At 64.5% G+C, this 26,353-nt stretch carries 28 protein-coding genes; 10 read left to right on the forward strand and 18 right to left on the reverse strand.

The genetic code is table 11. The annotated features are described in order from the left end of the window. The first annotated feature begins 190 nt into the window (after positions 1 to 190). Entirely contained in the window at positions 191 to 583 is a 393-nt protein-coding gene (locus CVS48_RS23090; RefSeq protein WP_100856474.1) for a DUF4168 domain-containing protein, read from the forward strand. 177 nt (positions 584 to 760) lie between these two features. Here the strand turns inward: CVS48_RS23090 and CVS48_RS23095 are convergent, their stop codons facing one another. From CVS48_RS23095 to CVS48_RS23120, 6 genes are all read right to left on the reverse strand, one after another. Then, positions 761 to 1,522, reverse strand: a complete 762-nt coding sequence (locus tag CVS48_RS23095) for an ABC transporter permease (protein ID WP_050445042.1) — start codon at positions 1,520 to 1,522, stop codon at positions 761 to 763. Then, positions 1,519 to 2,442, reverse strand: coding sequence for an ABC transporter ATP-binding protein (locus CVS48_RS23100; protein WP_100856475.1), 924 nt, complete (start codon positions 2,440 to 2,442; stop codon positions 1,519 to 1,521). The genes CVS48_RS23095 and CVS48_RS23100 overlap by 4 nt, the downstream gene beginning before the upstream one ends. Positions 2,443 to 2,537: 95 nt before the next feature. After that, positions 2,538 to 3,494, reverse strand: coding sequence for a dihydrodipicolinate synthase family protein (locus tag CVS48_RS23105; RefSeq protein ID WP_242001184.1), 957 nt, complete (start codon positions 3,492 to 3,494; stop codon positions 2,538 to 2,540). Positions 3,495 to 3,500: 6 nt separating this feature from the next. Beyond that, a complete protein-coding gene (locus CVS48_RS23110; RefSeq protein WP_100856476.1) occupies positions 3,501 to 4,673 on the reverse strand; it encodes an L-rhamnonate dehydratase in 1,173 nt (390 codons plus the stop codon). 13 nt (positions 4,674 to 4,686) lie between these two features. Then, on the reverse strand, positions 4,687 to 5,712 hold the full coding sequence (locus CVS48_RS23115) for a 4-hydroxythreonine-4-phosphate dehydrogenase PdxA (protein WP_100856477.1): 1,026 nt from the start codon (positions 5,710 to 5,712) through the stop codon (positions 4,687 to 4,689). Between the two features lie 6 nt (positions 5,713 to 5,718). Continuing rightward, entirely contained in the window at positions 5,719 to 6,696 is a 978-nt protein-coding gene (locus CVS48_RS23120) for a Bug family tripartite tricarboxylate transporter substrate binding protein (RefSeq protein ID WP_100856478.1), read from the reverse strand. 121 nt (positions 6,697 to 6,817) lie between these two features. On the opposite strand from CVS48_RS23120, the gene CVS48_RS23125 reads away from it, so the two are divergent. Further along, complete coding sequence (locus tag CVS48_RS23125) at positions 6,818 to 7,759, forward strand: LysR family transcriptional regulator (protein WP_100856479.1); 942 nt, start codon at positions 6,818 to 6,820, stop codon at positions 7,757 to 7,759. Positions 7,760 to 7,864: 105 nt separating this feature from the next. Further along, positions 7,865 to 8,209, forward strand: a complete 345-nt coding sequence (locus CVS48_RS23130) for a zinc ribbon domain-containing protein YjdM (RefSeq protein WP_100856480.1) — start codon at positions 7,865 to 7,867, stop codon at positions 8,207 to 8,209. A 60-nt stretch (positions 8,210 to 8,269) separates the two neighbouring features. Here the strand turns inward: CVS48_RS23130 and CVS48_RS23135 are convergent, their stop codons facing one another. The 10 genes from CVS48_RS23135 to CVS48_RS23180 form a co-directional block, all read right to left on the reverse strand. Beyond that, the gene (locus tag CVS48_RS23135; RefSeq protein WP_100856481.1) at positions 8,270 to 8,506 is read right to left on the reverse strand and encodes a hypothetical protein; all 237 of its coding nucleotides are present in this window, start codon (positions 8,504 to 8,506) and stop codon (positions 8,270 to 8,272) included. Positions 8,507 to 8,521: 15 nt separating this feature from the next. Further along, positions 8,522 to 8,758 carry a FixH family protein gene (locus CVS48_RS23140; protein ID WP_100856482.1) on the reverse strand — a complete coding sequence of 79 codons (237 nt, stop codon included), beginning with the start codon at positions 8,756 to 8,758 and terminating at the stop codon, positions 8,522 to 8,524. 18 nt (positions 8,759 to 8,776) lie between these two features. Then, a complete protein-coding gene (gene ccoG / locus CVS48_RS23145) occupies positions 8,777 to 10,267 on the reverse strand; it encodes a cytochrome c oxidase accessory protein CcoG (protein ID WP_100856483.1) in 1,491 nt (496 codons plus the stop codon). Between the two features lie 78 nt (positions 10,268 to 10,345). Beyond that, positions 10,346 to 11,365, reverse strand: a complete 1,020-nt coding sequence (gene ccoP / locus CVS48_RS23150; RefSeq protein WP_242001183.1) for a cytochrome-c oxidase, cbb3-type subunit III — start codon at positions 11,363 to 11,365, stop codon at positions 10,346 to 10,348. After that, positions 11,362 to 11,538 (reverse strand): cbb3-type cytochrome oxidase subunit 3, encoded by a 177-nt coding sequence (locus CVS48_RS23155; protein ID WP_100856484.1) that lies wholly within the window; start codon positions 11,536 to 11,538, stop codon positions 11,362 to 11,364. The genes ccoP and CVS48_RS23155 overlap by 4 nt, the downstream gene beginning before the upstream one ends. Before the next feature lie 2 nt (positions 11,539 to 11,540). Further along, entirely contained in the window at positions 11,541 to 12,284 is a 744-nt protein-coding gene (gene ccoO, locus CVS48_RS23160) for a cytochrome-c oxidase, cbb3-type subunit II (protein ID WP_100856485.1), read from the reverse strand. A 12-nt stretch (positions 12,285 to 12,296) separates the two neighbouring features. Next, complete coding sequence (gene ccoN / locus CVS48_RS23165) at positions 12,297 to 13,802, reverse strand: cytochrome-c oxidase, cbb3-type subunit I (RefSeq protein ID WP_100856486.1); 1,506 nt, start codon at positions 13,800 to 13,802, stop codon at positions 12,297 to 12,299. Between the two features lie 137 nt (positions 13,803 to 13,939). Further along, positions 13,940 to 14,113 carry a cbb3-type cytochrome oxidase assembly protein CcoS gene (ccoS, locus tag CVS48_RS23170; RefSeq protein WP_100856487.1) on the reverse strand — a complete coding sequence of 58 codons (174 nt, stop codon included), beginning with the start codon at positions 14,111 to 14,113 and terminating at the stop codon, positions 13,940 to 13,942. Further along, positions 14,110 to 15,129: a P-type ATPase actuator domain-containing protein gene (locus CVS48_RS23175; protein ID WP_100856488.1), complete on the reverse strand. Its 1,020-nt coding sequence runs from the start codon at positions 15,127 to 15,129 to the stop codon at positions 14,110 to 14,112. The genes ccoS and CVS48_RS23175 overlap by 4 nt, the downstream gene beginning before the upstream one ends. Positions 15,130 to 15,229: 100 nt before the next feature. Continuing rightward, positions 15,230 to 16,498 (reverse strand): adenosylmethionine--8-amino-7-oxononanoate transaminase, encoded by a 1,269-nt coding sequence (locus CVS48_RS23180; RefSeq protein ID WP_100856489.1) that lies wholly within the window; start codon positions 16,496 to 16,498, stop codon positions 15,230 to 15,232. 148 nt (positions 16,499 to 16,646) lie between these two features. Between CVS48_RS23180 and CVS48_RS23185 the strand changes: the two genes are divergently transcribed. The 4 genes from CVS48_RS23185 to CVS48_RS23200 are packed head-to-tail and all read left to right on the forward strand — an operon-like array spanning position 16,647 to position 20,318. Beyond that, entirely contained in the window at positions 16,647 to 17,834 is a 1,188-nt protein-coding gene (locus CVS48_RS23185; RefSeq protein ID WP_100856490.1) for an aminotransferase class I/II-fold pyridoxal phosphate-dependent enzyme, read from the forward strand. Continuing rightward, positions 17,831 to 18,580: an alpha/beta fold hydrolase gene (locus CVS48_RS23190; RefSeq protein WP_100856491.1), complete on the forward strand. Its 750-nt coding sequence runs from the start codon at positions 17,831 to 17,833 to the stop codon at positions 18,578 to 18,580. The genes CVS48_RS23185 and CVS48_RS23190 overlap by 4 nt, the downstream gene beginning before the upstream one ends. After that, positions 18,580 to 20,016, forward strand: a complete 1,437-nt coding sequence (gene bioD, locus CVS48_RS23195) for a dethiobiotin synthase (protein WP_100856492.1) — start codon at positions 18,580 to 18,582, stop codon at positions 20,014 to 20,016. Before CVS48_RS23190 ends, bioD begins: the two co-directional genes overlap by 1 nt. Positions 20,017 to 20,069: 53 nt before the next feature. Then, the gene (locus CVS48_RS23200) at positions 20,070 to 20,318 is read left to right on the forward strand and encodes a ribbon-helix-helix domain-containing protein (RefSeq protein WP_100856493.1); all 249 of its coding nucleotides are present in this window, start codon (positions 20,070 to 20,072) and stop codon (positions 20,316 to 20,318) included. Positions 20,319 to 20,340: 22 nt separating this feature from the next. On the opposite strand, the gene CVS48_RS23205 is transcribed toward CVS48_RS23200, so the two are convergent. Next, entirely contained in the window at positions 20,341 to 21,231 is an 891-nt protein-coding gene (locus tag CVS48_RS23205; RefSeq protein WP_100856494.1) for a LysR family transcriptional regulator, read from the reverse strand. A gap of 105 nt (positions 21,232 to 21,336) precedes the next feature. Here CVS48_RS23205 and CVS48_RS23210 point away from each other — a divergent pair, with 105 nt between their 5' ends. Continuing rightward, a complete protein-coding gene (locus tag CVS48_RS23210) occupies positions 21,337 to 22,401 on the forward strand; it encodes an NAD(P)-dependent alcohol dehydrogenase (protein ID WP_100856495.1) in 1,065 nt (354 codons plus the stop codon). Positions 22,402 to 22,557: 156 nt separating this feature from the next. Here the strand turns inward: CVS48_RS23210 and aceA are convergent, their stop codons facing one another. Beyond that, positions 22,558 to 23,877: an isocitrate lyase gene (aceA, locus tag CVS48_RS23215; RefSeq protein WP_100856496.1), complete on the reverse strand. Its 1,320-nt coding sequence runs from the start codon at positions 23,875 to 23,877 to the stop codon at positions 22,558 to 22,560. A 320-nt stretch (positions 23,878 to 24,197) separates the two neighbouring features. Here aceA and queF point away from each other — a divergent pair, with 320 nt between their 5' ends. Both queF and CVS48_RS23225 read left to right on the forward strand, forming a co-directional pair. Beyond that, a complete protein-coding gene (gene queF / locus CVS48_RS23220) occupies positions 24,198 to 25,022 on the forward strand; it encodes an NADPH-dependent 7-cyano-7-deazaguanine reductase QueF (RefSeq protein WP_100856497.1) in 825 nt (274 codons plus the stop codon). Between the two features lie 133 nt (positions 25,023 to 25,155). Next, on the forward strand, positions 25,156 to 26,310 hold the full coding sequence (locus CVS48_RS23225; protein ID WP_100856498.1) for a M20 aminoacylase family protein: 1,155 nt from the start codon (positions 25,156 to 25,158) through the stop codon (positions 26,308 to 26,310). The last annotated feature ends 43 nt before the right edge of the window (positions 26,311 to 26,353 follow it).

Below are 26,353 nucleotides of genomic sequence, written 5' to 3' on the forward strand. Positions count from 1 at the left end.
CCGAAACATCGCGGCCAGCAGCCACTACGAAACCGCGCAAAACGTTTCCGTGGCCGCCGCAGGGGCCGCCCTCCTGCAGGGACCCGCCCGCTCGTGGCCTGCCGACACAGGAAAACACATCGCGAAACTTGCCCCTTGGCGCTTGCGGTCTTCATCATGGTCGGACACTTAACCGGAACACGGAGGTTTCATGCAGCGTTCCACTTACGCATTCCTATCCGCCGCCATTCTGACGACGGCGCTGTCCGGTGCTCCCGCGATGGCGCAGAGCGCCAGCCAGCCGGCCGCTCAGCCGCAGATGGTGCCCGCCATCACCCAACCCACCGATCAGCAACTGCAGCGCTTTGCGTCGGCATCGCAGAAGGTGTCCGGCGTGGTCGACGAATACCGTCCCAAGGTCGACGCCGCGAAAACGAACGACGACAAGCAAAAGGTTGTTCAGGAAGCCGACGCGAAGATGGTGCAACTGGTGCGCGCCGACGGCCTGACGGTTGAAGAATTCAACGGCATCGGCCAGGCCGTGCAGCAGGACCCGCAGTTGAAGCAGAAGGTGATGAACCTGAGCCAGGGCAAGTCCAAGTAAGGTCATGAGAGCATGACCGGCCGAACCGGGGATTGTTCGGCCCGCGCCACGCGCTTTCAAAGTGCGTGGCGCTTTTCATTTCAAGTGCGGGGCGCTTTTCGTTTAGCGTGCGTGGCGCCTCTCAGTTCAACTGCGCGACGCTTTTCGCTTCGAGTGCGTGGGCCGTCCGCCCGCTGATCAGGTCTTCAGGCGATAACCCGTCTTGAAGATCCAGCGCACGCCGATCAGGCATGCCAGCAGGAACACCAGCGTCATGCCCACGCTGACCCCCAGGCTGACGTCCGATACGCCATAGAACGCCCAGCGAAAGCCGCTGACCAGGTAGACCACCGGATTGAACAAGGTCGCGGTCTGCCAGAACGGCGGCAGCATCTTGATGGAATAGAAGGTGCCGCCAAGGAAGGTCAGCGGCGTGACGATCATCAGCGGAATGATCTGCAGCTTCTCAAAGCCGTCGGCCCACACGCCGATGATGAAGCCGAACAGGCTGAAGGTTACGGCGGTCAGCACCAGGAAGCCCAGCATCCAGAAGGGGTGGGCAACCTCGAACGACACGAACAGCCGCGCCGTGGCCAGCATGATCAGCCCCAGGATGATGGACTTGCTGGCGGCCGCCCCCACATAGCCCATGACGATCTCGACATACGAGATGGGCGCGGAATGGATTTCATAGATGGTGCCGGAAAACCTCGGCATGTAGATGCCGAACGAGGCGTTGGCGATGCTTTGCGTCAACAGCGACAGCATGATCATGCCGGGCACGATAAACGCGCCGTAGCTGACGCCGTCGATCTCGACCATGTGCGAGCCGATGGCCGACCCGAACACCACGAAATACAGCGACGTGGAAATGACGGGCGACAACACGCTTTGCATCAGCGTGCGCCAGGCGCGGGCCATTTCAAACAGGTAGATAGCGCGAATGGCGTAGAAGTTCATGATTGACCGTGTACCAGGCTGACGAAGATGTCCTCAAGCGAGCTTTCGGATGAACTCAAATCGGTGAATTCAATCTGGAGCCGGCTCAGGTCCTGCAGCAACTGTGAAATCTGGCCGCCGCCCTGGTTGTCATAGGTGTAGACCAGCTTGTAGCCGTCGGCGGACAGGTCCAGCTGATAGGCGTCCAGCGCGGTGGGAATGCCCGGCAGCGGCGCCTTCAGGGTCAGGCTCAGTTGGCGCTTGCCCAGCTTGGCCATCAGCGCGTTCTTTTCTTCCACTAGGATGATCTCGCCCTGGCGGATCACGCCGATGCGGTCGGCCATTTCCTGCGCTTCTTCGATGTAGTGCGTGGTCAGGATGATGGTGACGCCGCTTTCACGCAGCCGCCGCACCATTTCCCACATGCCGCGCCGCAATTCGACGTCCACGCCCGCGGTGGGCTCGTCCAGGAACAGAATGGCTGGTTCATGCGACAGCGCCTTGGCGATCATCACGCGGCGCTTCATGCCGCCCGACAAGGCCATGATGCGGCTGTCCTTCTTGTCCCACAGCGACAGATCGCGCAGCACTTTTTCTATGTAGGCCGGGTTGGCCGGCTTGCCGAACAGGCCCCGGCTGAACGTGACCGTGTTCCACACGCTTTCGAATGCGTCGGTGGAAATTTCCTGGGGCACGAGTCCGATCTTGGAACGCGCGGCGCGAAAGTCCGACACGATGTCATGGCCATCGGCCAGCACCCGGCCGTCGGACGGGTTGACGATGCCGCAGATGATGCTGATCAGCGTCGTCTTGCCCGCGCCGTTCGGCCCGAGCAAGGCGAAGATTTCACCGCGCTGAATGTCCAGGTTGACGCCCTTGAGCGCCTGGAATCCCGAGGCGTATCGCTTGGATAAACCCTGAATTGATATAACCGGCTGCACACAAGCCCCCAACGTGATCGATAGCCGGGGATTTTACTCGTTACACCAGGGCCGCTTGGTCGGCCTGGTGGAACGCTGTGTTTGACATCTGGCGGCTACCGCCCCCAGCCCAGCACCAGGGGGTCCAGCCGGCGGGCGGTTTCCAGCAGGCCCTGGCGCACCTCGTCGCGCATCGGCGGGAACGGATGCCGGGGCGCGTCGCAATCAATCACCCCGCCCGCCTTCATCAAGGCCTTGGCCGTCAGAATGCCGCCCTGGCGGTTTTCGTAGTTGATCAGCGGCAGCCAGCGTTCATACAGGCGGTAGGCCTCGTCGCGCTGGCCCGCGCGATGCGCCTCGATGATGGGGCGGATGCCGTCGGCAAAGCCGCCGCCCGTCATCGAGCCCGTGGCGCCGGCATCCAGGTCCGGCAGCAACGTGATGGCCTCTTCGCCATCCCACGGGCCTTCGATGGCGGCCCCGCCCAGCGCAATCAGGTCACGCAGCTTCGAGGCCGCGCCCGCGGTTTCGATCTTGAAATACGACACCTGTTCGATCTCGCGCGCCATCTTCGCCAGCAGCGCGGCCGACAGCGGCGTGCCCGCCACCGGCGCGTCCTGGATCATGATGGGGATATCCACCGCGTCCGATACCTGCTGGAAAAAGGCTTGGATCTGCGCTTCGGGCACCCGGATCGTCGCGCCGTGATACGGCGGCATGATCATCAACATGGCGGCGCCCTGGTCTTGCGCGCGCCGGCTGCGCGCCGCGCAAACGCGCGTGCCGAAGTGCGTGGTGGTCACGATGACCGGCACGCGGCCGCCTACGTGTTCAAGTATGGTCCGCGTCAGCACCTCGCGCTCGTCGTCCGACAGCACGAACTGCTCCGAGAAATTGGCCAGGATGCACAGGCCGTCCACGCCAGAATCGATCATGAAGTCCACCGCGCGCTTCTGGCTGGGCAGGTCCAGCTCGCCCGATTCGGTGAACGTGGTGGGCACCACCGGGAAAATGCCGCGATAGCGCGGCGCCTGGGATGTCGCGGACAAGGGCTTGGTCAGGGTCATCGTCATGGCGGCTTACTCGATGATGTTGAAATCGTTCAGGTATTCGGTCTTCAGCGTCAGCCCCAGCCCCGGCGTGTTGTCGTCCAGATCGATAAACCCTTCCTTGGCCACGGGCTCGCCGTCGAAGAGGTAGTAGAACAGCTCGTTGCCGACTTCCACATCAAACATCGGGAAGTACTCGCTCATGGGGGAAGCCAGCGTGCTCATCGTCAGGTGGTAGTTGTGCATCTGGCCGGCATGCGGAATGACCGGCACGCTGTAGGCTTCGCACAGCGCGTTGATCTTGTGCGCCGCCGTGATGCCGCCCACGCGGTTGGTGTCGTACTGCACCACCGACACGGCCTTCCTGTCCAGCAGTTGCTTGAAGCCATACAGCGAAAATTCGTGCTCGCCGCCCGAGATCGGAATCGAGGTCAGTTGGTTCAGCTCGGCGTAGCCGTCGATGTCATCCGCAATCACAGGTTCTTCCAGCCATCGCGGTTCAAACTTCTCAAGCTTGGGCAGGATGCGCTTGGCGTATTCCAGGTTCCAGCCCATATAGCATTCCAGCATCAGGTCGGTGTCGTAGCCGATGACTTCGCGGATGGCCTCCACCGATTTCAGGTTCTCGACCACGCCCTTCTGCAAATGCGCGGGCCCGTAGCCAAAGCGCATCTTGAACGCGGTAAAGCCCTGGTCCAGATAGGTCTGCGCCTCGTCCTGCATGGCTTTCAAGTCGGTGCGATACAGCTTGGAGTAGTAGACGGGAATCTTCTCCTTGGTGCGTCCGCCCAGCAGCTTGAAAACGGGCTTGCCCACCGACTTGCCCAGGATGTCCCAGATAGCCAGGTCCACGCCGGAAATCGCCGCCATCGTCACGCCCTTGCGGCCCCACGCATGCGTGGCGCGGTACATGCGCTGCCACAGGTATTCGTAGTCCCAGGGGTCCTGGCCCACTACCAGGGGCGCCAGGTACTGGTCGATGATGGCCTTGGCCACGCGCGGGGCCAAGGCCACATTGCCCAGCCCGACGATGCCGTCGTCCGTTTCCACTTCCACCACCGTCCAGCCGTGAAAGCGAAACGTGCTCATGGTTTCCTCGCGTGAATACAGCAGGTCCATGGCGTTGGAGCAAAAATTGCCTTGCGGCGGCACGGTCTTGCCGGTCCATTCAAAGACACGGGCGCGGACAGATTTGATCTTCATGGTGGGGTCCTGTTCAAACGATAGAGGTTCGGTGCGATGCGCCCATGCGGCAGGCGATCAAAAACGCCTGCCAGGTAGCATCCACATTGGCACGGCCAAGGCCGGCGATGTCGTAGGCGGTGCCGTGCGCGGGCGTGGTGATGGGTATGGGCAGGCCGCCCTGCACCGTGACGCCGCGGGAAAAGCCCAGCAGCTTGATCGCGATCTGCCCCTGGTCGTGATACATGGTGACAATCGCCTGGAACTGTCCGGCCTGCGCCTTCAGGAAAATGGTGTCGGCGGGAAACGGCCCCTGCACCGGCAGCCCTTCCTGGTTCATCTGCCACACGGCCGGCTCGATGATGTCGACTTCTTCGCGCCCGCAGGTGCCGCCGTCGCCGCCGTGCGGGTTGAACGCCGCCACCGCCACGCGCGGCGCGGCGATGCCGTTGGCCTGCAAGGACCGATAGATCAGTCGCGTGGCGGCCTTGATGCCTTCGATGCTGAGCGCGGCCGCGGCGTCCTTGAGCGGAATGTGGGACGACACGCGCGACGTCCACAGATCGCCCAGCGTATTGAATTCACAGAAGTAGCCGGTCACGCCCAGGTACTGCGCAAAGTGATGCAGCTCGTCGTCGTGCCGCAAGCCGCCCTGCTTCATGGCGAACTTGTTCAAGGGCGCAAAGCAGATGGCGTCGATATGCCCATCGCGCGCCGCGTCCATGCAAGCGTTAAGCACTTGCAGCACCGACGCACCGCCGGGCGCCTCGGCCTGCCCCACGGTTACCTGGTCGGGCCGCACGGTGTCCATGGCCAGCCATGCGGGCTGGCGGGTATCGGCGCGGCCCCGCACGGCAACCATGCTGTCCACGGCTTGCGTCGGCACCTGCACGCCCGCCACGCGCTGGCCTTCGCGCCACAGCCAGGCATCCCCCACCAGCACGATGTTGGCGCGTTCGCACGCCTCGGGCCGGGCCAGCAGGCGGGCGATCAGCTCGGCGCCGATGCCGGCCGGGTCGCCCAGGGTCAGGGCAATAACGGGTTTTTGCTGCGTGTCCATGTCAGGTCATTCCACGGAAATGTTGTTCTTCTTGATGATGCTGGCGTAGCGCTGGTTTTCAGCTTTATGGAACTGCGCGAACTGCGCCTGGCTCATCGGCGTAATGTCCGCCCCGATCGCCAGCAGCCGGGCCTGCGTTTCAGGCAGGGCCAGAATCTGGTTCACGTCGTCGTGGATGCGCGTCTGGATAGCGGCGGGCGTGTTGGCCGGCATGTAGATGCCGTACCACGCGCTCATCTCCACGCCGGGCACACCGGCCTCGGCCATGGTGGGCACGTCGGGAAGCTGGGGATTGCGGCGAGCGCTAAGCACCGCCAGCGCGCGCACCTTGCCGCTCTTGATGTGCGGAATGACGGACGACGCCGTTTCAAACGCGATCTGCACCTGTCCGCCCATCAGGTCGACCATGGCGGGGCCGCTGCCGCGATACGGAATGTGCGTCATCTGCACGCCCGTGGCGTCCTTGAACAACTCGGCGGCAATGTGCTGCGTGCTGCCCGCGCCGCTGCTGGCGAAATTGAATTCGCCAGGACGGCGCTTGATCAGCGCAATCAGCGCCTGGACGGAATCGGCCGGCACCTGGTTATTGACCACCAGGATGTTCGGCACCGCCCCCACGAACACCACTGGCGTCAGGTCGCGGTCATTGTCGTAACCCAGCTTCAGCAGATGCGGAGCGATGGCGTGGGCGGTCGACACCCCCATCACCATGGTGTGGTTGTCGGCCGACTTCGCCGCCTGGTCTGCCGCCAGTGTGTTGGAGGCGCCCGGCTTGTTTTCCACCACCACGATCTGTTTCAGCATCGGACCCAGGCGGTCGGCCACGGCGCGCGCCATGGCGTCGGTACCGCCGCCAGGCGCGGACCCCACCAGCAAGCGCAGCGGTTTGTTCGGCCAATCGGCGTTTTGCGCCTGGGCGGGGGTCAGGGTTGTCAGGCACAGCGCGGCGGCCGCCAGGGCGGCGCGGATCTTATGGATCTTCATGGTTTGTCTCCTTGATGTTTCTTCGCCGCTTACGGCTTTTGTTGTGAAGCCATCTTAGAAACATCGCCTGTTTCCGTAAAATGAAACTTTTGCACCAATCGTTCACTACAGGCGATCAATCATGGACCGCACTTTGAATGTTCCCGCCCTGCTCTCGCGGCTGCGCATGCGCCAGATCGTGCTGTTGCTGGCCATCGACGAACGCGGCACGCTGCGGGCCGCGGCGTCGCAACTGAACATGACCCAATCGGCCGCCAGCAAAATGCTGCACGAACTGGAATTGGCGCTGGGGCAGCCGCTGTTTGAACGGGTGGGACGCGGGCTGGCGCAGACGCCGGCCGGCGCTTGCGTCATGGGGTATTTCCGGGGCATGCGCGGCACCATGTCGTCGCTGGCGCGCGAGCTAGACGAACTGCGGCTGGGCAGCGCCGGCAAGCTGTTCATCGGCAGCATCATGGCGGCCTCGCCCGGGCATCTGACCGATGCGCTGCTGCGCTTGAAGCAGACCTATCCGCTGCTGGCCGTGGAAATCGTCACCGGCACCAGCGACCTGCTGATCGCCCGCTTGAACGAGGGCAAGCTGGATGTGGTGATCGGCCGCATGCTGACCCTGTCGGATCGCAACTACGTGTTCCGGCCGATCGGCGACGAGGCGCTGTCGGTGATCGCGGCGGTGGACCATCCGCTGGCCATGCCGCAGTCCGTACAGAAGCGCTTGGACTTTGAGGCGATGCTGGCATATCCGTGGATTCTGCAACCGCACGGCAGCCCGATGCGCGACGTGATCGAACAGGAATTCCGGTCGCACAACGTGGCGACCCCGCCCGGGCTGATTGAATCGGCGTCCATCCTGACGACCACCAACCTGGCAATGAAGTCGCACATGCTGGGCGTAATTCCGGAATCGGTCGCCAGCCGGTACGCAGCGCATGGCCTGTTGGCGATCCTGCCCTACCAGATCCGCCAATCGCTGACCGCCTTCGGCAGCATCGTGCCGCGCGACCGGCCTTTGAGCGCGGCCGGGCAGCACTTTATCGACTTACTGCACGACAATTCACGATGATGCTTGCGCGTTAGCAGAAAATTAGCGGAATTTAGAAAAATTCACCAGCGCCGCGACGTACAATCGCCGATTGCGCAACCCGCGCGTTTTATCCGAGGTTTCCCCGTGAGTGCATTGCCCGCCTGTCCGTCCTGCCAATCCGAATACACCTACGAAGACGGCGGCCTCTACATCTGCCCGGAATGCGCGCATGAGTGGTCGGCCCAGGACACCGCCGCCGCCGTCGCCGATGAGGCCCGTGTCTACCGCGATTCAGCCGGCAACGTGCTTCAAGACGGCGACACCATCACCGTCATCAAAGACCTGAAGCTCAAGGGTTCCAGCGGCGTGGTGAAGATGGGCACGAAGGTCAAGGGCATCCGCCTGGTCGACAGCGACCACGACATCGATTGCAAGATCGACGGCTTTGGCCAGATGAGCCTGAAGTCGGAATTCGTGAAGAAGATCTGACGCCACGCGCCCACCCTGGCGGCACCACGCCGCGCGGGTGGGCGGATCAAGGCTGCCGGTTCAAAGGTCTTCGTCTTCCGCCGCCTTGGGCATCAGATACGCCGTGAGCGTGCTGGACATGCCTGCCATCACCCACAGCACGAAGAACGACACCGTGTAGAAGCCGACGCGCCCGGTCGGCACGTGGCCGAAGATCGCCACATCCAAGGGGTCGATCAGCGCGAATATCAGCGCGCTGCCTATCCCGGCCGCCAGGAACGACGGCCACAGAATCCACATCAATGAACGCAGGCCCATCTGTGCTCTCCCTGCTTAAGGCTTGGCTTGCGCGGCGCCCGCGCCCTCGCTCGCCTGGGGTGAAACCTGTTCGATGACCAGGCCGCGCTTGACCACGCCGTCCTGGATAGGCTCGTGGATGAAGTTGCTGTAGGCGAAGTAGATCGTGACAAAGCACCCGATCATGGCCGCGAACGGGCCGGCCATCAGGATCCAGGGCCAGGGTTCCTGGTACCAGGGCTTCGGGGTCGGGGCGTGTTGGGCAAGTGTCATGTGCAGTCCTTGGCGGGCTTAGTCGGGTACGTAGAAACTGGCGGGCTCGTCGGTCTGGATGGACCGGTTTTCGCCGTCGTGGCCGCGCGCGCGCAGCGTGATGGGATGGGCGCCGGGTTCAACACCCGCGGGCGCCCGGATCACCATGGGCACCAGCTTGTTGGCCGCCGCTTCGACGTCGACCGTGTCCGAGCCCTGGCGGCCGGCCATCACTTGCAGGCCGGGCATGCCATCGGCCGACAGGCGCAGACGCATTGGCGTGTCCGACGTATTGATGATCTGCAAGCGGTAGACGTTTTCAATCTGACCACCCGCCACTTCGCGCCCCAGCGCGCCCCGGTCGCGGATGACATCGACCCGCAAGGGGTTGCGCATCGCCAACGAGGCAACAAACGCCACGGCCAGAATCAGGATCAGCGTGCCGTAGATCAGCACGCGCGGGCGCAACAGATGTGAACGCGCGTTTTGGGCGCTCAGGCCATCCTGCATGGCGCGGTCCGACGTGTACCGGATCAGGCCGGGTTCGTACTGCATCTTGTCCATGACTTGTTCGCAGGCGTCGATACAGGCGCCGCAGCCGATGCACATGTATTGCAGGCCGTCGCGGATGTCGATGCCGGTGGGGCAGACCTGCACGCACAGGCTGCAATCCACGCAATCGCCCATGCCGGCCGCCTTGTGGTCGACCTTGCGCGAGCGTCCGCCGCGCGGGTCGCCACGGCGCTTGTCATAGGTAACGACGAAGGTGTCCGGGTCCACCATGACGCTCTGGAAGCGGGCATAGGGGCACATGTACTTGCACACGGACTCGCGCATGAAGCCGGCGTTGCCCCAAGTGGCAAAGCCGTAGAACAGCATCCAGAACCATTGCCACGGGCCCAGTTGCAGCGTGAACAGTTCATGGCCCAGTTCACGGATGGGCGCGAAATAGCCGATGAAGGTGGACCCCGTCCACCAGGCCAGCGCAATCCACAAGAAGTGCTTGGTGATTTTCAGGCGCGCCTTGCGCAGGCTCCACGGCGACTCGTCCAGGCGGATGCGCGCAATGCGGTCGCCTTCGACCTTGCGCTCGATCCACATGAAGATTTCGGTGTAGACGGTTTGCGGACAGGCGTAGCCGCAGAACAGCCGGCCCGCCACGGCGGTGAACAGGAACAGCGCCAGCGCCGAGATGACCAGCAGCACGGCCAGGTACACGACGTCTTGCGGCCACAGCACCAGCCCGAACAGATAGAACTTGCGCGCGCCCAGGTCGAACAACACGGCTTGCCGGCCGTTCCATTGCAGCCAGGGCAAGCCATAGAAAATAAGCTGGGTGATGAAGACGAACGCAATGCGCCAGCGGGCGAAGATGCCGCTGACGGATCGCGGATAGATCTTGCTGCGCACGCCCGCCAGCGTCTGCTCCAGGGTTTCGGCCCCGGGGCGTGGCGGCCGCGTGTGCGGGCGCCAGGGCGGCGGGTCGCCGCCAGGCGGCGTGCCCACGCTTGCGGTTGACCCATCATCCATATGCTGCTCCGTACGGTGTATCCGATGATGTGGGGCCGACCGTGCGTGGCCCGCCCCACCTAAGCGCCGCTGGCCTACTTATTTGGCCAAGGGCGCGGTGCCGACTGCGACGGTGCCAAGCGCCGAGGTCCCAGCCGCAGGGGTATCGACCGCCTTGGCATCAGCCGCCTGCGCTTCTCCCGCAGCGTCGGGCTTGTTCGACAGGCCCCACACCCAGGCCGTCAACACCTTGATCTGTTCAGGATTCAGGATGTGTTCGTGCGCGGGCATGCGGTTGTCCCGACCGTCCAGGATGGTCTTCACGATCGACGCTTCCGAAGACCCGTACAGCCACACGTCGTCGGTCAGGTTGGGCGCGCCCACCAGTTGGTTGCCCTTGCCGTCGACACCATGGCAGGCCACACAGAAGTTGCCGAACTCGCGCTTGCCGCGAAACACGCGGATGGGGTCCGCCGTCAGGCCCGACAAGGAACGCACGTACTGCGCGATGTCGCCCGCCGCCTTGGCATCAATGGCGGCCTTCCAGGGCGGCATCACGCCGTGGCGGCCTTCCTTGATGGTCTTCATGATGACTTCGGGCGAACCGCCGTGCAGCCAGTCGCCGTCGGTCAGGTTCGGAAAGCTGGGGCCGCCCTTGGCGTCCGAGCCATGGCATTGCGCGCAGTTGTTCAGGAACAGGCGCTGGCCGATTTCACGGGCGCCCGCGTCCTGTGAGATCTGCGGCACGGTCATGGTTTCAAAACGGGCGTAGATGGGGCGCACGGCGTTGGCCATCTGGGCCTGGTGCCGCGCCACTTCTTCCGTGCTGCTGTAGCCCAACTGGCCCTTGTACGAGCCCAGGCCCGGCATGAAGAACAGATAGCCCAGCGCGAACAGGCAGGCCAGCAGGTACATCCACGTCCACCACGTGGGAACGGGGTTGTTCAGTTCGGTCAGGTCACCATCCCAGACGTGGCCGGTGTCTTCCACCTGCCCGGCGGCCGGCTTGGCGCCCAGCCAGCGGCGCTGCGTGTACAGCAGCCACACGCACCAGAGCACGCCGCCCACAGCGACCACCGAAATGAAAATCCCCCAGAAGCCATTGACGAAATCGCTCATGATCGATTCGCTCCATCTTGTTGTGCCTGCCCGAATTCATCGGGCAGGGCGAACGGCAACATGGCCGATTCGCGGTTGGCGCCCTGGCGGCCGCGCGAGCAGGCCCACCAGACGATGCCGAAAAAGGTCGCCATGGAAATGGCGGTAACGATTGCGCTCAGGTAAGCCACCATGATCAGCCTCCCGTAGCCGGTTGCGCGGCGGGTTGCGTGGCCGTTTGCACGGCGGACTGTGCGGCCGATTCCGCGGCCTTCCTGGCCTCTTCCGCCTGCTTGGCTTCGGCCGCCTGCTTGGCGCGGCGCACGCCCACGCCCAGGCTTTGCAGGTAGTCGACCAATGCGTCCTCTTCCGTCTTGCCTTCGATTTCCTTGGGCGCGGCGGCGATCTGTTCGTCTGTGTACGGCACGCCCAGCGTGCGCAAGGCCCGCATGCGCTCGGACACGTTCTGACCGGTGATCACCGTCTTTTGCAGCCAGGGATACGCGGGCATGTTCGATTCCGGCACCACCTTGCGCGGGTCGCGCAGGTGAATGCGGTGCCAGTCGTCGGAATAGCGTTCGCCCACGCGCGCCAGGTCGGGCCCGGTGCGCTTGGAGCCCCACAGGAACGGGTGGTCGAAGACCGATTCCGCCGCCGTCGAATACGAGCCGTAGCGTTGCACTTCGGCGGCCAGCACGCGCACTTGCTGCGAGTGGCAGCCCACGCAGCCTTCGCGGATGTACACGTCGCGCCCCATCAGCCGCAGCGGGCTGTAGGGTTCGACGCCCGCCACGGGCTGGGTGGTGCTGTGCTGGAAGAACAGCGGAATGATCTGAACCAGGCCCGCGAAGGACACCACCAGGATGCTGGCGATGATCATCCAGCCGATGTTCTTCTCAAGCGTCTGGTGAGAAAAGAAGCCGGTTTTATTGTTGGCCATGATGTCCTCTCGTCAAGCAGTGGCCGGCACGGCGGGCGCGGCGGGCACGTCGGGCGCAGAGACCGACGGGCGAGCGGCATGGGGATCGTCTTCGGGAATGGCGGGGTTGACCGGCAGCGCACCGCGCACCGTCATCCACACGTTCCAGGCCATCACGAACACCCCCGACAGGAACAACGTGCCACCCAGCAAACGGATCAGGTAGTACGGCACGCGCGTCTTCAGTTCTTCGACGAAGCTGTAGACCAGGGTGCCGTCGCTGGCGGTGTCGCGCCACATCAGGCCCTGCTGCACGCCGGCAATCCACATGGCGGCGATGTACAGCACCACGCCGATGGTGGCGATCCAGAAGTGCAGTTCGATGGCCTTTACGCTGTACATCTTTTCGCGGCCATACAGGCGCGGAATCAGGTAGTACAGCGAGCCGAAGGAAATCATCGCGACCCAGCCCAGTGCGCCGGAGTGCACGTGGCCAATGGTCCAGTCCGTGTAATGCGACAGCGCATTGACGGTGCGGATCGACATCATCGACCCTTCGAACGTGGACATGCCGTAGAACGACAGCGCGGTGACCATGAACTTCAGGATCGGGTCGGTACGCAGCTTGTACCAGGCGCCTTGCAGCGTCATGATGCCGTTGATCATCCCGCCCCAGGACGGCGCCAGCAGAATCAGCGAAAACGTCATGCCCAACGATTGCGTCCAGTCAGGCAGCGACGTGTACAGCAAGTGGTGCGGACCCGCCCACATGTACGTGAAGGCCAGCGCCCAGAAGTGGACGATGGACAGGCGGTACGAATAGATCGGGCGGCCGGCCTGCTTGGGCACGAAGTAATACATCATGCCCAGGAAGCTGGTGGTCAGGAAAAAGCCCACGGCGTTATGGCCGTACCACCACTGCACCATGGCGTCCTGCACGCCGGCGTACGCCGAGTACGACTTCCACATCGACACCGGCATCTCAATGTTGTTGAAGATGTGCAGGATGGCGATGGTGAGGATGTACGAGCCGAAGAACCAGTTGGCCACGTAGATGTGCTTGGACCGGCGCTTGATGATGGTGCCGAAGAACACGATGGCGTAGGCCACCCAGACCAGCGTGATCAGGATGTCGATGGGCCATTCGAGTTCGGCGTATTCCTTGCTGCTGGTGAACCCCATCGGCAAGGTGATCGCGGCGGCGACGATGACGACCTGCCAGCCCCAGAACGTGAAGGCGGCAAGCTTGTCGCAGAACAGCCGCGTCTGACAGGTGCGCTGGACCACGTAGTACGACGTTGCGAACAACGCGCTACCGCCAAAGGCGAAGATCACCGCGTTGGTGTGCAGCGGTCGCAGGCGGCCGTAGCTGAGCCATGCGGTGTCGAAATTCAACTGAGGCCAAATCAGCTGCGCGGCGATAAAAACGCCCACAGCCATGCCGACAATCGCCCAAACCACCGTCATGAGCGCGAACTGCCTCACGATCTTGTAGTTGAAGGTGTCGGCCTTGCTTGCGATTGCGGCGCAATCGTTCATCACCCTTCCCCCAAAGTAACAAATAGCTCCAGGCTTGAATGATGGGACCGGGCCTATAAGTCGGCGTTGATATGGATCAAGCGCGCGTGGGGCAGCAAGGGAACGCGGCAACGCCGCAACGCATCAGCAAGGGTTTGTTATGAATTGAAGCCGCCGCCGCTGGCGCGGCCGCTGTCGTCGTCACGCAGGATCGCCGTGCCCGCGCTGTCGGTATCGTCGTACTGGCCGTTGAACACGGCCCACCAGAACGCTACGCCGATGGCCAGCACGAACAGCAGGGACAAAGGCAACAGCAAGTACAGGATGGTCATCGCGCCACTTCCATCTTGGCTGCTTCCATCTTGGCCGCTTCCATCGTTGCCACGTCCAACGCGGGCGAGGGCACCGCGCTGCCGGACCAGTCGCGGCGGCACAGGCGCCACGAGTTATAGGCAACCGCCAACGACGACACCAGCATCGTGATGGCGGCCAGCCAGGGCTGCACCCAACCCATCAACGCCAACGGCGTCATCAGCAAATGCCAGACGAGCGACCCGTACAGGTTCTGCCGCGCCTTGTGGCGCGCCTGTTGCAACAGCGCATCCAGCGCGGCGTCGGGCATGTTGGGATGCGCCGCCAGCGCCGAGTGCGCGGACGCCATCGCCGTGGGCACCGCCATCGACATCGCGCAAGGGCAGCTCATGACCAGCAGCGCCACCATCACGGGCAGGCTGTGGGCGGGGTCGATATAGGCCCAGCCGACGGCGGCGGCCAACGCCAACGCCACCTGCGCCAGCACAAAACGCGACGCCAGGCGATCGGCGCGCGCGCCCAGGTCCAGCCGCTGCGCCTCAACGCGCTGATGGCGCAAGCCGCCCGCCGCGCCGCCAAATGATTGGCGGGCGCACAGTTCCAGGTAGCGCGCGGTCAGCAGGAACGCCACGAACATCGTGACGGAATCAAAATAGACTTCGCCGCGCCCCGTCCAGGTGGCGTGCACGCTGGGAATGAACGCGGCGACGATGCCCAGCGCCACCGGCACGTCCATGCCGGCGCGGCCGTGGCGCAGGTTGTCGCCGGCATGGCGCCAGATGGGCCAGGCGGAATACAGCACCACGGGTATGGTCAGCGCGAAGCTGGCCCAGTTCATCAGCACGATGGCCCAGTCCAGCGTTTCCAGGGCGTCGGCGGGCATGCTCTCGTGGCGCAGGTAACCGGGCCAGGCGAACATCATCACCTGCATCATCGCCAGCCAGGCCAGCGACAGGCGCACCAAGGCATGGCGGCGCTGCTGGCGGTCGGTATCCGACAGGCAGGACGGGACGGCGAAGATCGATTTTGCTCGCATGCGCCGATGGTAGCTAGCGCCCCCTCCCCCCGCCTTGATCTGGATCAAGCCGCTTTTTGTTGCGGCCTGCCTGGCGTGTCCTGCGTGTCCACAGATCGCATCAAGGGCGCTGCTGGCGCAGCACGGCCACCACCGCGCGAGTCAACGCGGCCAGGTCGTCGCCATCGATCGTCAGCGCCGGGGTCAGGTACACGACGTTGCCGAAGGGGCGCACCCACACACCCGCATCGACCAACCGGCGCTTCAAGGCTTCGCGGTCGGTGATGCCGTCCAGCTCCACCACGCCGATGGCGCCCAGCACGCGCACGTCACGCACCCAGGGCAAGTCGCGGCAGGGTTCCAGGCCGGTCGCCAAGGCCTGGGACAGCGCTTGCGCCTGCGCCAGCCGGGGTTCGGACTCGAACAGATCCAGCGAGGCATTGGCGGCCGCACACGCCAGCGCATTGCCCATGAACGTGGGGCCATGCATCAGTGCATGCGCCGGGTTGTCGGACCAGAAGGCGTCGAACACCCGGTTGCTGGCCACCGTGGCGGCCAGCGGCAACGTGCCGCCCGTCAGCGCCTTGGACAAGGTGATGATGTCGGGCTTGATGCCGGCCTGCTCGAAGGCGAACATCGTGCCGGTGCGCCCGAAGCCGGTGAAGATCTCGTCAAAGATCAGCAAGAGGCCGTGGCGGTCTGCCAGGCGGCGCAAGCGGCGCAGCACTTCCGGGTCATGCAGCAACATGCCGCCCGCGCCTTGCACCAGGGGTTCGACGAGAATGCCCGCCAGTTGCGGCGCGCGCGCTTGCAGGAATTGATCCAGCGCCGCGTAGGAGGCGTCGTCGCGCGGCAGGTCCACGATGTCGTGCTCGGCCAGCATGCCCCGGTACAGGCTGTGCATGCCGTCGTCGGGGTCGCACACGGCCATGGTGCCGAACGTGTCCCCGTGATAGCCGCCCCGAAACGCCACAAAGCGGCTGCGGCCCCGCTCGCCCTGGTTCAGCCAGAACTGCACCGCCATTTTCATGGCGACTTCGACCGCCACCGACCCGGAGTCGGTGTAGAAGACGCGGTCCAGCCCCGGCCCCAGCAAGCCGGCCAGGCGGCGCGCCAGCGTCAGCGCGGGTTCATGGGTCAGGCCGCCAAACATCACATGCGGCATGGCGTCCAGTTGCGCGCGCACGGCCTGGGCGATGTGCGGGTGGTTGTAACCGTGGCAAGCCGTCCACCAGGACGCCACGCCATCGATCAGGCTGCGCCCGTCCGCCAGTTCCAGCCGGCTGCCGTGGCTGCGCACCACGGGCAGCGGCGGCGTCACCGTTTTCATTTGGGCATAGGGAAGCCAGATATGAGGTTGGCCCTGGGCCACCCAGTCGGGCGTGTGCATGGTTGAGCTCCGAAAAAACAGGCGCGTTCGCAGGGCATTCCTGGCGTCCCGAACGCCGGAAAACGCCCTGCGCGCCTCCACTACAATGGCCCGCATTCTACGGCTTGGCACGGGCGCCCCCCTTGCCCGGCCGCTGCCGGAACGATTGATGTCTAAGCTGGATTCCCTGTTTTCTTCCGAGTTGGCCGCCGCCGACACCCGCCACGTACGCCGCCGCCTGCGCACCGCCACGGCCGCGCCGCCCGGGCGCATTGTGCTCAATGGCGCGCCCGTGCTGAACTTTTCCAGCAATGATTACCTGGGCCTGTCCAAGCACCCGCTGCTGATTGAACGCGCCCGGGAATGGGCGGCCCGCCACGGCGCGGGTGCGCAAGCGTCGCGGCTGGTCTGCGGCAACCTGGACTTGCACGAACAAGTGGAAGCCAAGCTGGCTCGCCTGAAAGGCACCGAGGCCGCGCTGCTGCTGGCCTCGGGCTGGCAGGCCAACGCCGCCGTGCTGCCCGCCCTGCTGCGCGCCGCCGCAAACCTGGGCGAGATCGAGCTGTACGCTGACAAGCTGAATCACGCCAGCCTGCACCAGGGTTGCCAGGCGGCCGGGGTCAGGCAGATCCGCTTCCGGCACAACGACCTGGATCATCTGGAAAGCCTGCTCGCCGCTCGCGTGCAGGCCGGCGCCGGCAAGCCCGTGGCCCGCTTCATCGTCACGGAAAGCGTGTTCAGCATGGACGGCGACCGAACCGACGTCGTCCGGCTGGCAGATCTGGCCGACCGCTATCAGGCCTTTGTCTACCTGGACGAAGCGCATGCCACCGGCGTACTGGGGCCGGGCGGCATGGGATTGGCGGGCCTGGCTCCGGGCCGTATCGACCTGGCGATGGGCACGTTCAGCAAGGCGCTGGGCGGCTTCGGCGCGTATGTGGCCGGGTCGCGCGCGCTGTGCGACTACTTGATCAACACCTGCTCTGGCTTCATCTACACCACGGCACTGCCGCCCGCCGTGCTGGGCGCCATGGACGCCGCGCTGGACCTGGTGCCCACACTGGACGCCGAGCGCGCCCGGCTGACTGCCGCCGGTGACCGGCTGCGCGCCGCGCTGCAAGGCATGGGCTTGGACACCGGCGATTCCTCCACGCAGATCGTGCCCGCCATCGTGGGCGACGAAGCGCGCGCGCTGGACATGGCGGCCGCCCTGGAACGCCTAGGCCTGCTGGCCGTGGCCATCCGCCCGCCCACCGTGCCTGCCGGCACCAGCCGCCTGCGCCTGACGCTCAGCGCCGCGCACCGCGATGTCGACGTCGGGCAACTGATCGATGGCATCAAGGCGGTGCTGGCATGACCCCCACGCGCCCCACCCTGCTCTTCGTACACGGCTGGGCGTTCGACGCTTCGGTCTGGACGCCGCTGCGCGCCGAGCTTGGCGACTGGCCACACGAGGTTGCCGACGCCGGTTACTTCGGCGCCGCGCAATCGTCGGCCGCAACCATCGGCCGGGTTCTAGACCCTGCCATCGACCCAGTCGTCGGCCATGTTGTAGACCCAGTCATCGGACAGGTTCAAGACCCCGCCAGCGCCCCCATCATCGCCATCGGCCATTCAATGGGCGTGCTGCGCTTGTTGCGGGATCTGCCGTCCAACTGTGTGGGCTTGGTGTCGATCAACGGGTTCCCGCGCTTTGGCGCCGCGCCGGACTTTGACGCCGGGGTACCGCGCCGCACGCTGGACCGGATGATGAAACGGCTGTCCGCCGACCCCGTCGCTGTCTTGCAAGACTTTCGCGAGCGCTGCGGGGACGCTTCCGCCTTCGGTGAACCGCGCCTGGAACCATTGGCCCGCGACCTGGAAGCCTTGCGCGACGAAGACCAGCGCGACGCCTTGGCGGCGCTGCCCGTTCCCTTGCTGATTCTGGCCGGACAGGACGACCCCATCGTTCCCGCTACCATGACGCAAGCCGCGTTCGGCGGCCGCTTGGGCGACGAACGGCACGATCTGGAACACGGCGGCCATTTGTTGCCGGTGTCGGCCGCGCCCTGGTGCGCGCGCCACATCGCCGGTTTCATCGACCGCGTGGCGGGTGCCGCCTGATGCAAGCCACGCCACGTAACGTCCGGGTCGGCGCCCGCTTTGGCGCCGCCGCCCACCGCTATGAAGACCACGCGCCCATCCAGCGCAGTACCGCCGAACGGCTGGCCAGCGATATCGCTTGCCTGCGTTTGCCCGCGCGTCCTCGCATCCTGGAGATCGGCTGCGGCACCGGCTTGCTGACCAAGGCCCTGGCGCGGCGGCTGGGTGAGGCGGACTGGACCATCACCGACATCTCGCCCGCCATGCTCGCCGCCGCCCAGCGCGGCCCGGCGCTACCCGGCACGGCGCGCTTCCAGTTGCTGGACGGCGAACACCCCCAGGCGCTGGATGGCGAGTACGACCTGATCTGCTCCAGCCTGGCCGTGCAGTGGTTCACCGACCTGAACGCCGGCCTGAGCCGGCTGGCCGCGCTGCTGGCGCCCGGCGGCCATCTTGCCGTCGCGACGCTGGCCGACGGCACCTTCAGCGAATGGCAGCGCGCGCATCAGGCGGCGGGCTTCGCCGCCGCCACGCCGCCCTACCCGCCGTGCCGGGTCATCCGTCCCGCCATGAGCAATCTGGCCGGTGGCGTGCGCGGCGAACGGCTGATACAAAATCATCCTGATGGCCTGACTTTCCTGAAGGGCTTGAAAGGCATCGGCGCCACCACGCCCGCGCCCGGACGCTCGCCGCTATCCGCGGCGGCGCTGCGCCGAGTACTGGCGGCGTTTGACGAACAAGGAGCCACGGTGACGTATCACCTGGCCTACGGTATGTGGAAAAAATCAACGCAACGCCCCGCCGGGGTTTTCGTGACCGGCACTGACACCGGCATCGGCAAGACGCTGGTGTCCGCCATCCTCGTGCGCGCCTGGAACGCCGACTACTGGAAACCGGTGCAGACCGGCGTATCCGAAGAGCGGGGCGACACCGACACCGTGGCCGAACTGGCGCAACTGCCGCCCGAACGCCAGCACCTGCCCGCCTACGTGCTGCAAGCGCCGCTGTCGCCCTGGGCCGCCGCCACGCTGGAAGACACGGTCGTCGACGCAACCAGCATCGTGCCCCCCGCCACCACCGCGCCCTTGATCGTGGAAGGCGCGGGCGGCCTGTACGTGCCCATCGACGACACGCACATGATGATCGACCTGATCGCCCGCCTGGACATGCCCGTGGTGCTGGCGGCGCGCAGCGGCCTGGGCACCATCAACCACACGCTGCTCAGCCTGGAAGCCCTGAAGCGCCGCGGCATCCCGATTTTGGGCGTGGTCATGAGCGGCCCGCTGTCCCCCGGCAACAAGGAAGCCATCGAACGCTTCGGCGACGTCCGCGTGCTGGCCGAAATCCCGCCGCTGTCGCACGTCGACGCGGCAACGGTCGCCAAGCTGGCGCAGGGCATTCCGCCTCTGGAGGAGTGTTTGGCGGCGCTGGGCGAGGCGCCGACGGTAGCGGATTAGGGGTCGGGAAGTACGATCTTGCCAAATTTTGCCAAGACCCCTAATCTACGGCGATGGGCACCATGAACATTTCCCTCCCGGACGCGCTGAAATCCTTCGTTGACGAACAGGTCTCCGAAAGAGGCTACGGCACCAGCAGCGAGTATGTCCGCGAACTCATCCGCAAAGATCAGGATCGGCTTCAGAAGCGAAGCTTGATGCTTGTCGGCGCATCTTCCGCCCCAGCAGCTCCCGCCGACGCCGCCTATTTTTCTGACCTGCGTGCCCGAATCTGCAATGGATCCAAGCCTGGCACAAAGTAGTAAAAGCCAACCCCGCCCCGCGCTAGCCGGTCTGTTTCGCCATGTCGATAAACGCCCGTAACGCTGACGACACGCGACGTTGACGGGGGTAATACAGCATGAAGCCCGGAATCGTCGGGCACCAGTCATCAAGCATCCGCGTCAACTGCCCCGATTGCAGCAGGTCGCGCACGTAGTGTTCCGGCACGCAGCCGATGCCGATGCCGTCCACCGCCGCGCGCACTTCCGCGTGCACGTCGCTAAGCGCAATGCGGCCGGTCACGTCGACTTCCATGGCAACGCCATCCTTTTCGAATTCCCACTTGTAGAAGCGCCCGCTGGGAAAGCGGTAGCGCACGCACGCGTGGCTCAACAAGTCGTGGGGATGGCGGGGCAATTGCCGGCCTGCCAGGTAGGCCGGTGAGGCGACCACCGCCGCGCGCAACGCCGGGCCGATCTGCACGGCCACCATGTCTTCGGGCACGGCCTCCAACAAACGCACGCCTGCGTCAAAGCCGGATGCCACGATGTCGACAAAGCTGTCATCCTCGGCGATTTCCAGCTGGATGTCCGGATAGGCGGCCAAAAAGCGCGCGGCGAACGGCATCAGCAGCATGTGGGACGCGGCCCGCGATGTGTTGATCCGCAACGTACCGGACGCGGCGCCTCGAAAGTGGTTCATCTCTTCAAGCGCGTCGCCCAGGTCGGCCAGCGCGGGAAGCAAGCGTTCGGCCAGGCGCTGCCCGGCGGCGGTCAACGCTACGCTGCGCGTCGTGCGATTGAACAGGTTCACGCCCAGCCGCTCTTCCAGGTTGCGGATGGCGTAGCTGACGGCGGACGTGGACAGGGCCAATTCCTCGCCCGCGCGGCGAAAGCTGCAATGCCGGGCCACGGCGGCGAACGCGGCCAGGTGGGACAGGTTATCCGCCTGCATGATTATGCAAATTCCTTGAACAAAACATGCGGAAATTCTAGCTTGATGCCGCGGATGGCGAAGCATATTGTGAACGCCTGCTTAACAAATTCCTGCAAATCGATCATGACTCAAGCCCGTGGCTACGCCGCCCACAGTACCGACACCCCGCTGGTTCCCTTCAGCTTCACGCGCCGCGAGCCGGGCGACGACGATGTGCAGATCGACATCCTGTACAGCGGCATTTGCCATTCCGACCTGCATCAGGCGCGCGGCGATTGGGGCAATTCGATGTACCCGATGGTGCCGGGCCACGAAATCGTCGGCCGCGTCGCGCAAGTGGGCAAGAACGTCACCAAGTTCAAGGCGGGCGATTACGCCGGCGTGGGCTGCATGGTGGATTCCTGCCGGCACTGCAAGGCCTGCCGCCTGAACCTGGAGCAATACTGCGAGCAAGGCGCCACGCTGACCTATAACGACAAGGAACGCGGTAGCGACCAATTGACGTTCGGCGGCTATTCCGACCACATCGTTGTCAAGGAACACTTCGTCGTCAAGGTGTCCGACAAGCTGGATCTGAAGGCCGTGGCGCCGTTGCTGTGCGCCGGCATCACCACCTATTCGCCGCTGCGCCACTGGAAGGTCGGCCCTGGCCAGAAAGTGGGCGTCATCGGCTTGGGCGGCCTGGGCCACATGGGCGTGAAATTCGCGCACGCGATGGGCGCGCACGTGGTGATGATCACGACGTCGGCCGACAAGGGCCGCGACGCCAAGCGCCTGGGCGCCGACGAAGTCCTGGTGTCGCGCGACGCAGAGGCGATGGCCGCGCATGCCGGCTCGTTCGATTTCCTGCTGAACACCGTGCCCGTCAGCCATGACGTGAATCCGTACCTGGCATTGCTGACGCTGAACGGCACGATGGCGCTGGTGGGCGCGCTGACGCCGCTGGATCCGATCCCGGGCGCCAACCTCATCATGGGGCGCAAGTCGATTGCCGGTTCGGCGATTGGCGGCATGCAGGAAACGCAAGAGATGATGGACTTCTGCGCCGAACACGGCATCGTCAGCGATGTCGAGATCGTGCCGATCCAGGCCGTGAACGACGCCTATGAACGCCTGGCCAAGAACGATGTGAAGTACCGCTTCGTGATCGACATGGCCTCGCTTGAGAAAGAGGCGGCTGCGGCCTGACGCGCAAGCGTGCCGGGATAGAAAAAAAAGGGTGCCCGAAGGCACCCCGAATCCACCCTACAACAGCACCTACAACTGCAACTGCAAAGCAATCAATCTCGTCACCCGGTCAACGGCTTACCGGGCGACGGGTCATGCGATAACGCGGCCAGGCGATCAAGCCACCTTCTGTTCCTTGCCGTGTTCAAACTGGGCCTCTTCCGTGGAGCCGGTCAAGGCGGTGGTTGAAGACTGGCCGTTTTCGATCGTCTGCGTCACGGCGTCGAAGTAGCCGGTGCCCACTTCGCGTTGGTGCTTCACGGCGGTGAAGCCCAAGTCGGCGGCGGCGAATTCCTTCTGCTGCAATTCCACGAAGGCGCTCATCTGGCGGCGGGCATAGCCGTGGGCCAGTTCGAACATGCCGTAGTTCAGCGCATGGAAGCCGGCCAGCGTGATGAACTGGAACTTGTAGCCCATGGCGCCCAGCTCGCGCTGGAACTTGGCGATGGTGCCGTCGTCCAGGTTCTTCTTCCAGTTGAACGAGGGCGAGCAGTTGTACGCCAGCAGCTTGCCCGGGAATTGGCGATGGATGGCGTCCGCGAACTTGCGGGCGTATTCCAGGTTGGGCGTGGACGTTTCGCACCAGATCAAGTCAGCGTAGGGCGCATAGGCCAGGCCGCGCGAGATGGCCTGGTCGATGCCGGCCTTGGTGCGGAAGAAGCCTTCCACGGTGCGCTCACCGGTGATGAAGGGGCGGTCGTTTTCGTCGACGTCGCTGGTCACCAGGTCTGCCGCGTCGGCGTCGGTACGAGCCAGCAACACGGTGGGCGTGCCCATCGTATCGGCGGCCAGGCGGGCCGACACCAGCTTGGCGACGGCCTCGCGGGTGGGCACCAGCACCTTGCCGCCCATGTGGCCGCACTTCTTCACGGAAGCCAACTGGTCTTCGAAGTGGACGCCGGCGGCGCCCGCGTCGATCATGGCTTTCATCAGTTCAAAGGCGTTCAGCACGCCGCCGAAACCGGCTTCGGCATCCGCCACGATGGGCGCGAAATAATCGATGTAACCCTCGTCGCCCGGGTTCTTGCCTTCCATCCACTGGATCTGGTCGCAGCGCGACAAGGAATTATTGATCCGGCGAACCACTTGCGGCACCGAGTTGGCGGGGTACAGCGACTGGTCGGGGTACATCTCGCCGGCCAGGTTGGCGTCACCGGCCACTTGCCAGCCCGACAGGTAGATGGCCTTCAGGCCGGCCTTGACCTGCTGCATGGCCTGGTTGCCGGTCAGGGCGCCCAGCGAATTCACGAAGGGTTCGCTATGCAGGGATTCCCACAACCGGGTCGCGCCACGTTCGGCCAGCGTGTGCTGCACGCTGATCGAGCCGCGCAGGCGGATGACATCCTCGGCGCTGTAGTCGCGCTTGATGCCCTGCCAGCGGCTGTTTTCGGCCCAGTCTTTCTGCAAATTGCGGATTTCGGTTTCGCGAGTGCTCATGGTGATGCTCCTGGTCAGTGATGGGAAAACTTCAAAAGATTCGCGTCTTGCATTGCGTGAATCGTTGGAGAAAGTCTATGCCTGTGCTGCAGGGCAATGTGAGCTTATGTCTTATAGAAGATGAAAAATGTTTTTGTTTAAAATCAATGAATTAAAACTTCAATTTCGTATTGCGGAATGACTTTGCCATCTGTGAAATGCGCTTTGGTTGCGCAGCAGCAGGAACTTTCACATGACGAGACTTACATTTCATAATGCGAAAATTTGGCGTTTTCCGACCGCCTACAATGCCGCTATTCCTCCGATTTCCTTGATTTGCCATGACCCTGTCTCACGGCCCCCTGGGCCAAAGCGTGGCCTACGCCTCGCAATACGATCCCTCGTTGCTGTTTCCCATCGCGCGCTCGCATAATCGGGCAGCGCTGAACCTGGAAGCCGGCAAGCTGCCCTTCACCGGCGTGGATATCTGGAACGCCTACGAGCTGTCCTGGCTGGACGCCAAGGGCAAACCGCGCGTGGCCATGGCCACGTTCTCGGTGCCGGCCGACAGCCCCAACATCATCGAATCCAAGTCGTTCAAGCTCTATCTGAATTCGTTCAACCAGACACGGCTGGTGAATTCGGCTGCCCTGCGCGGGCGCCTGGAACGAGACCTGAGCGCCGCCGCGGGCGCGCCGGTTGGCCTGGATTTCTTCCTGCCGCAGCGGTTTTCCGAATTGCGGATGGCGGAGATGGACGGCATCTATATCGACAAGCTGGACATCGAGATCGACACCTACGAGCCCGCGCCCGAGCTGCTGCGCACCCGGCCCGGCGACGTGGTCGAGGAAACGCTGGCCTCGCGCCTGTTGAAGTCCAATTGCCCGGTGACCGGCCAACCCGATTGGGCCAGCGTGCAGATCCGCTATCGGGGCGCCCCCATCGACCGCGAATCGCTGCTGCGTTACCTGGTGTCGTTCCGCCAGCACGCCGAATTCCACGAGCACTGCGTGGAACGCATCTTCAGCGACATCCAGGCGGCCTGCGCCCCGGAACACCTGACGGTCTACGCGCGCTACACACGCCGTGGCGGCCTGGACATCAACCCGTGGCGCAGCAACGTGGAAGCTTCGCCCCCGGCCGACGTGCGCACGGTCCGCCAATAAGCCCAACTCACGACCAGTTACAGATTTACCTTCCACCGCCGATATCGTCTAAGGTTCCCACGGCATCAGGCGGGCCGCCCGGCCCGCCGCCACATCCGAACCTCAGCCATTTCACTTCCCCCAGGAGGCGGCAATGCAAGTCCGTGATTGGTTTGTCGAGCGTCAACCGGAATTCGCGCAATGGCGGCAAGACCTGCACGCGCATCCGGAACTAGGTTTTCAAGAACACCGCACCGCCGAACTGGTTGCGGCCAAGCTCAAGCAGTGGGGCCTGGAGGTGCATAGCGGCATCGGCCGCACGGGCGTGGTGGCGGTGTTGCGGGGCGAACGCCCCGGCGGCCGTCGCATCGGGCTGCGGGCCGACATGGACGCGCTGCCCATGCAGGAGAAAACCACCCTGCCGTATCGCTCCACCCACGAAGGCAGCTTCCATGGCTGTGGGCACGACGGGCACACGGCCACGCTGTTGGCGGTGGCTCAACACCTGTCGCAGAACCGAGACTTCGCAGGCACTCTTAATTTCATCTTCCAACCGGCCGAGGAAACGCTAGCCGGCGGCGCGGCGATGATCGAAGACGGGCTGTTCACGCGCTTTCCCTGCGACGAGATCTATGGCCTGCACAATAATCCGATGCTGGGCAAAGGGCGCGTCGCCGTGCGCGAAGGCGCGCTGCTGGCCGCCTGCGACGGCTTCACCATCCGCGTGCATGGCGTGGGCTGCCACGGCGGCATGCCGCAGCAAGGCAACGACCCGGTAGTCATCGCCAGCCAGTTGGTGGGCATGCTGCAAACCGTGGTCAGCCGGTCTCTGGACCCGCTGGTGGCGGGCGTGGTCAGCGTGGGCATGATGAACGGCGGCACCGCGCCCAACGTCATCCCCGACCTGATGGAACTGCGGGGCACGGTGCGCACCATGAGCATCGCCGCGCGCGAAACCGCCTTGCGCCGCGTGCGCGAAATCTGCGATGGCCTGGCCTTGTCCAACGCCACCCGCATCGACTGCGAGTTCGGCCTGGGCTGCCCGCCCACCATCAATGCGCCCGGCCCGGCCGCCACGGTCGCTGCCGCGGCGGCGCGCGTGGTCGGCATCGACGCGGTGGACGACCGGGTCACGCCCTTGATGGCCTCGGAAGATTTCTCCTACCTGCTTCAGGAATGTCCCGGCGCCTACTTCTTCGTTGGCCAGGACGGCCATTTCTGCCATCACCCTGAATACGATTTCGACGACGACATCCTGCCCATCGGCGCAGCGGTCTTCGTAGAGATCGTGCGCGACCGCCTGGGCTGATCCCCCCTTTTCTTGCTGTCGAGTCCACGGGCCTCGTTGCCAT

This window comes from Achromobacter spanius, assembly GCF_002812705.1.
Taxonomy (GTDB): domain Bacteria; phylum Pseudomonadota; class Gammaproteobacteria; order Burkholderiales; family Burkholderiaceae_B; genus Achromobacter; species Achromobacter spanius.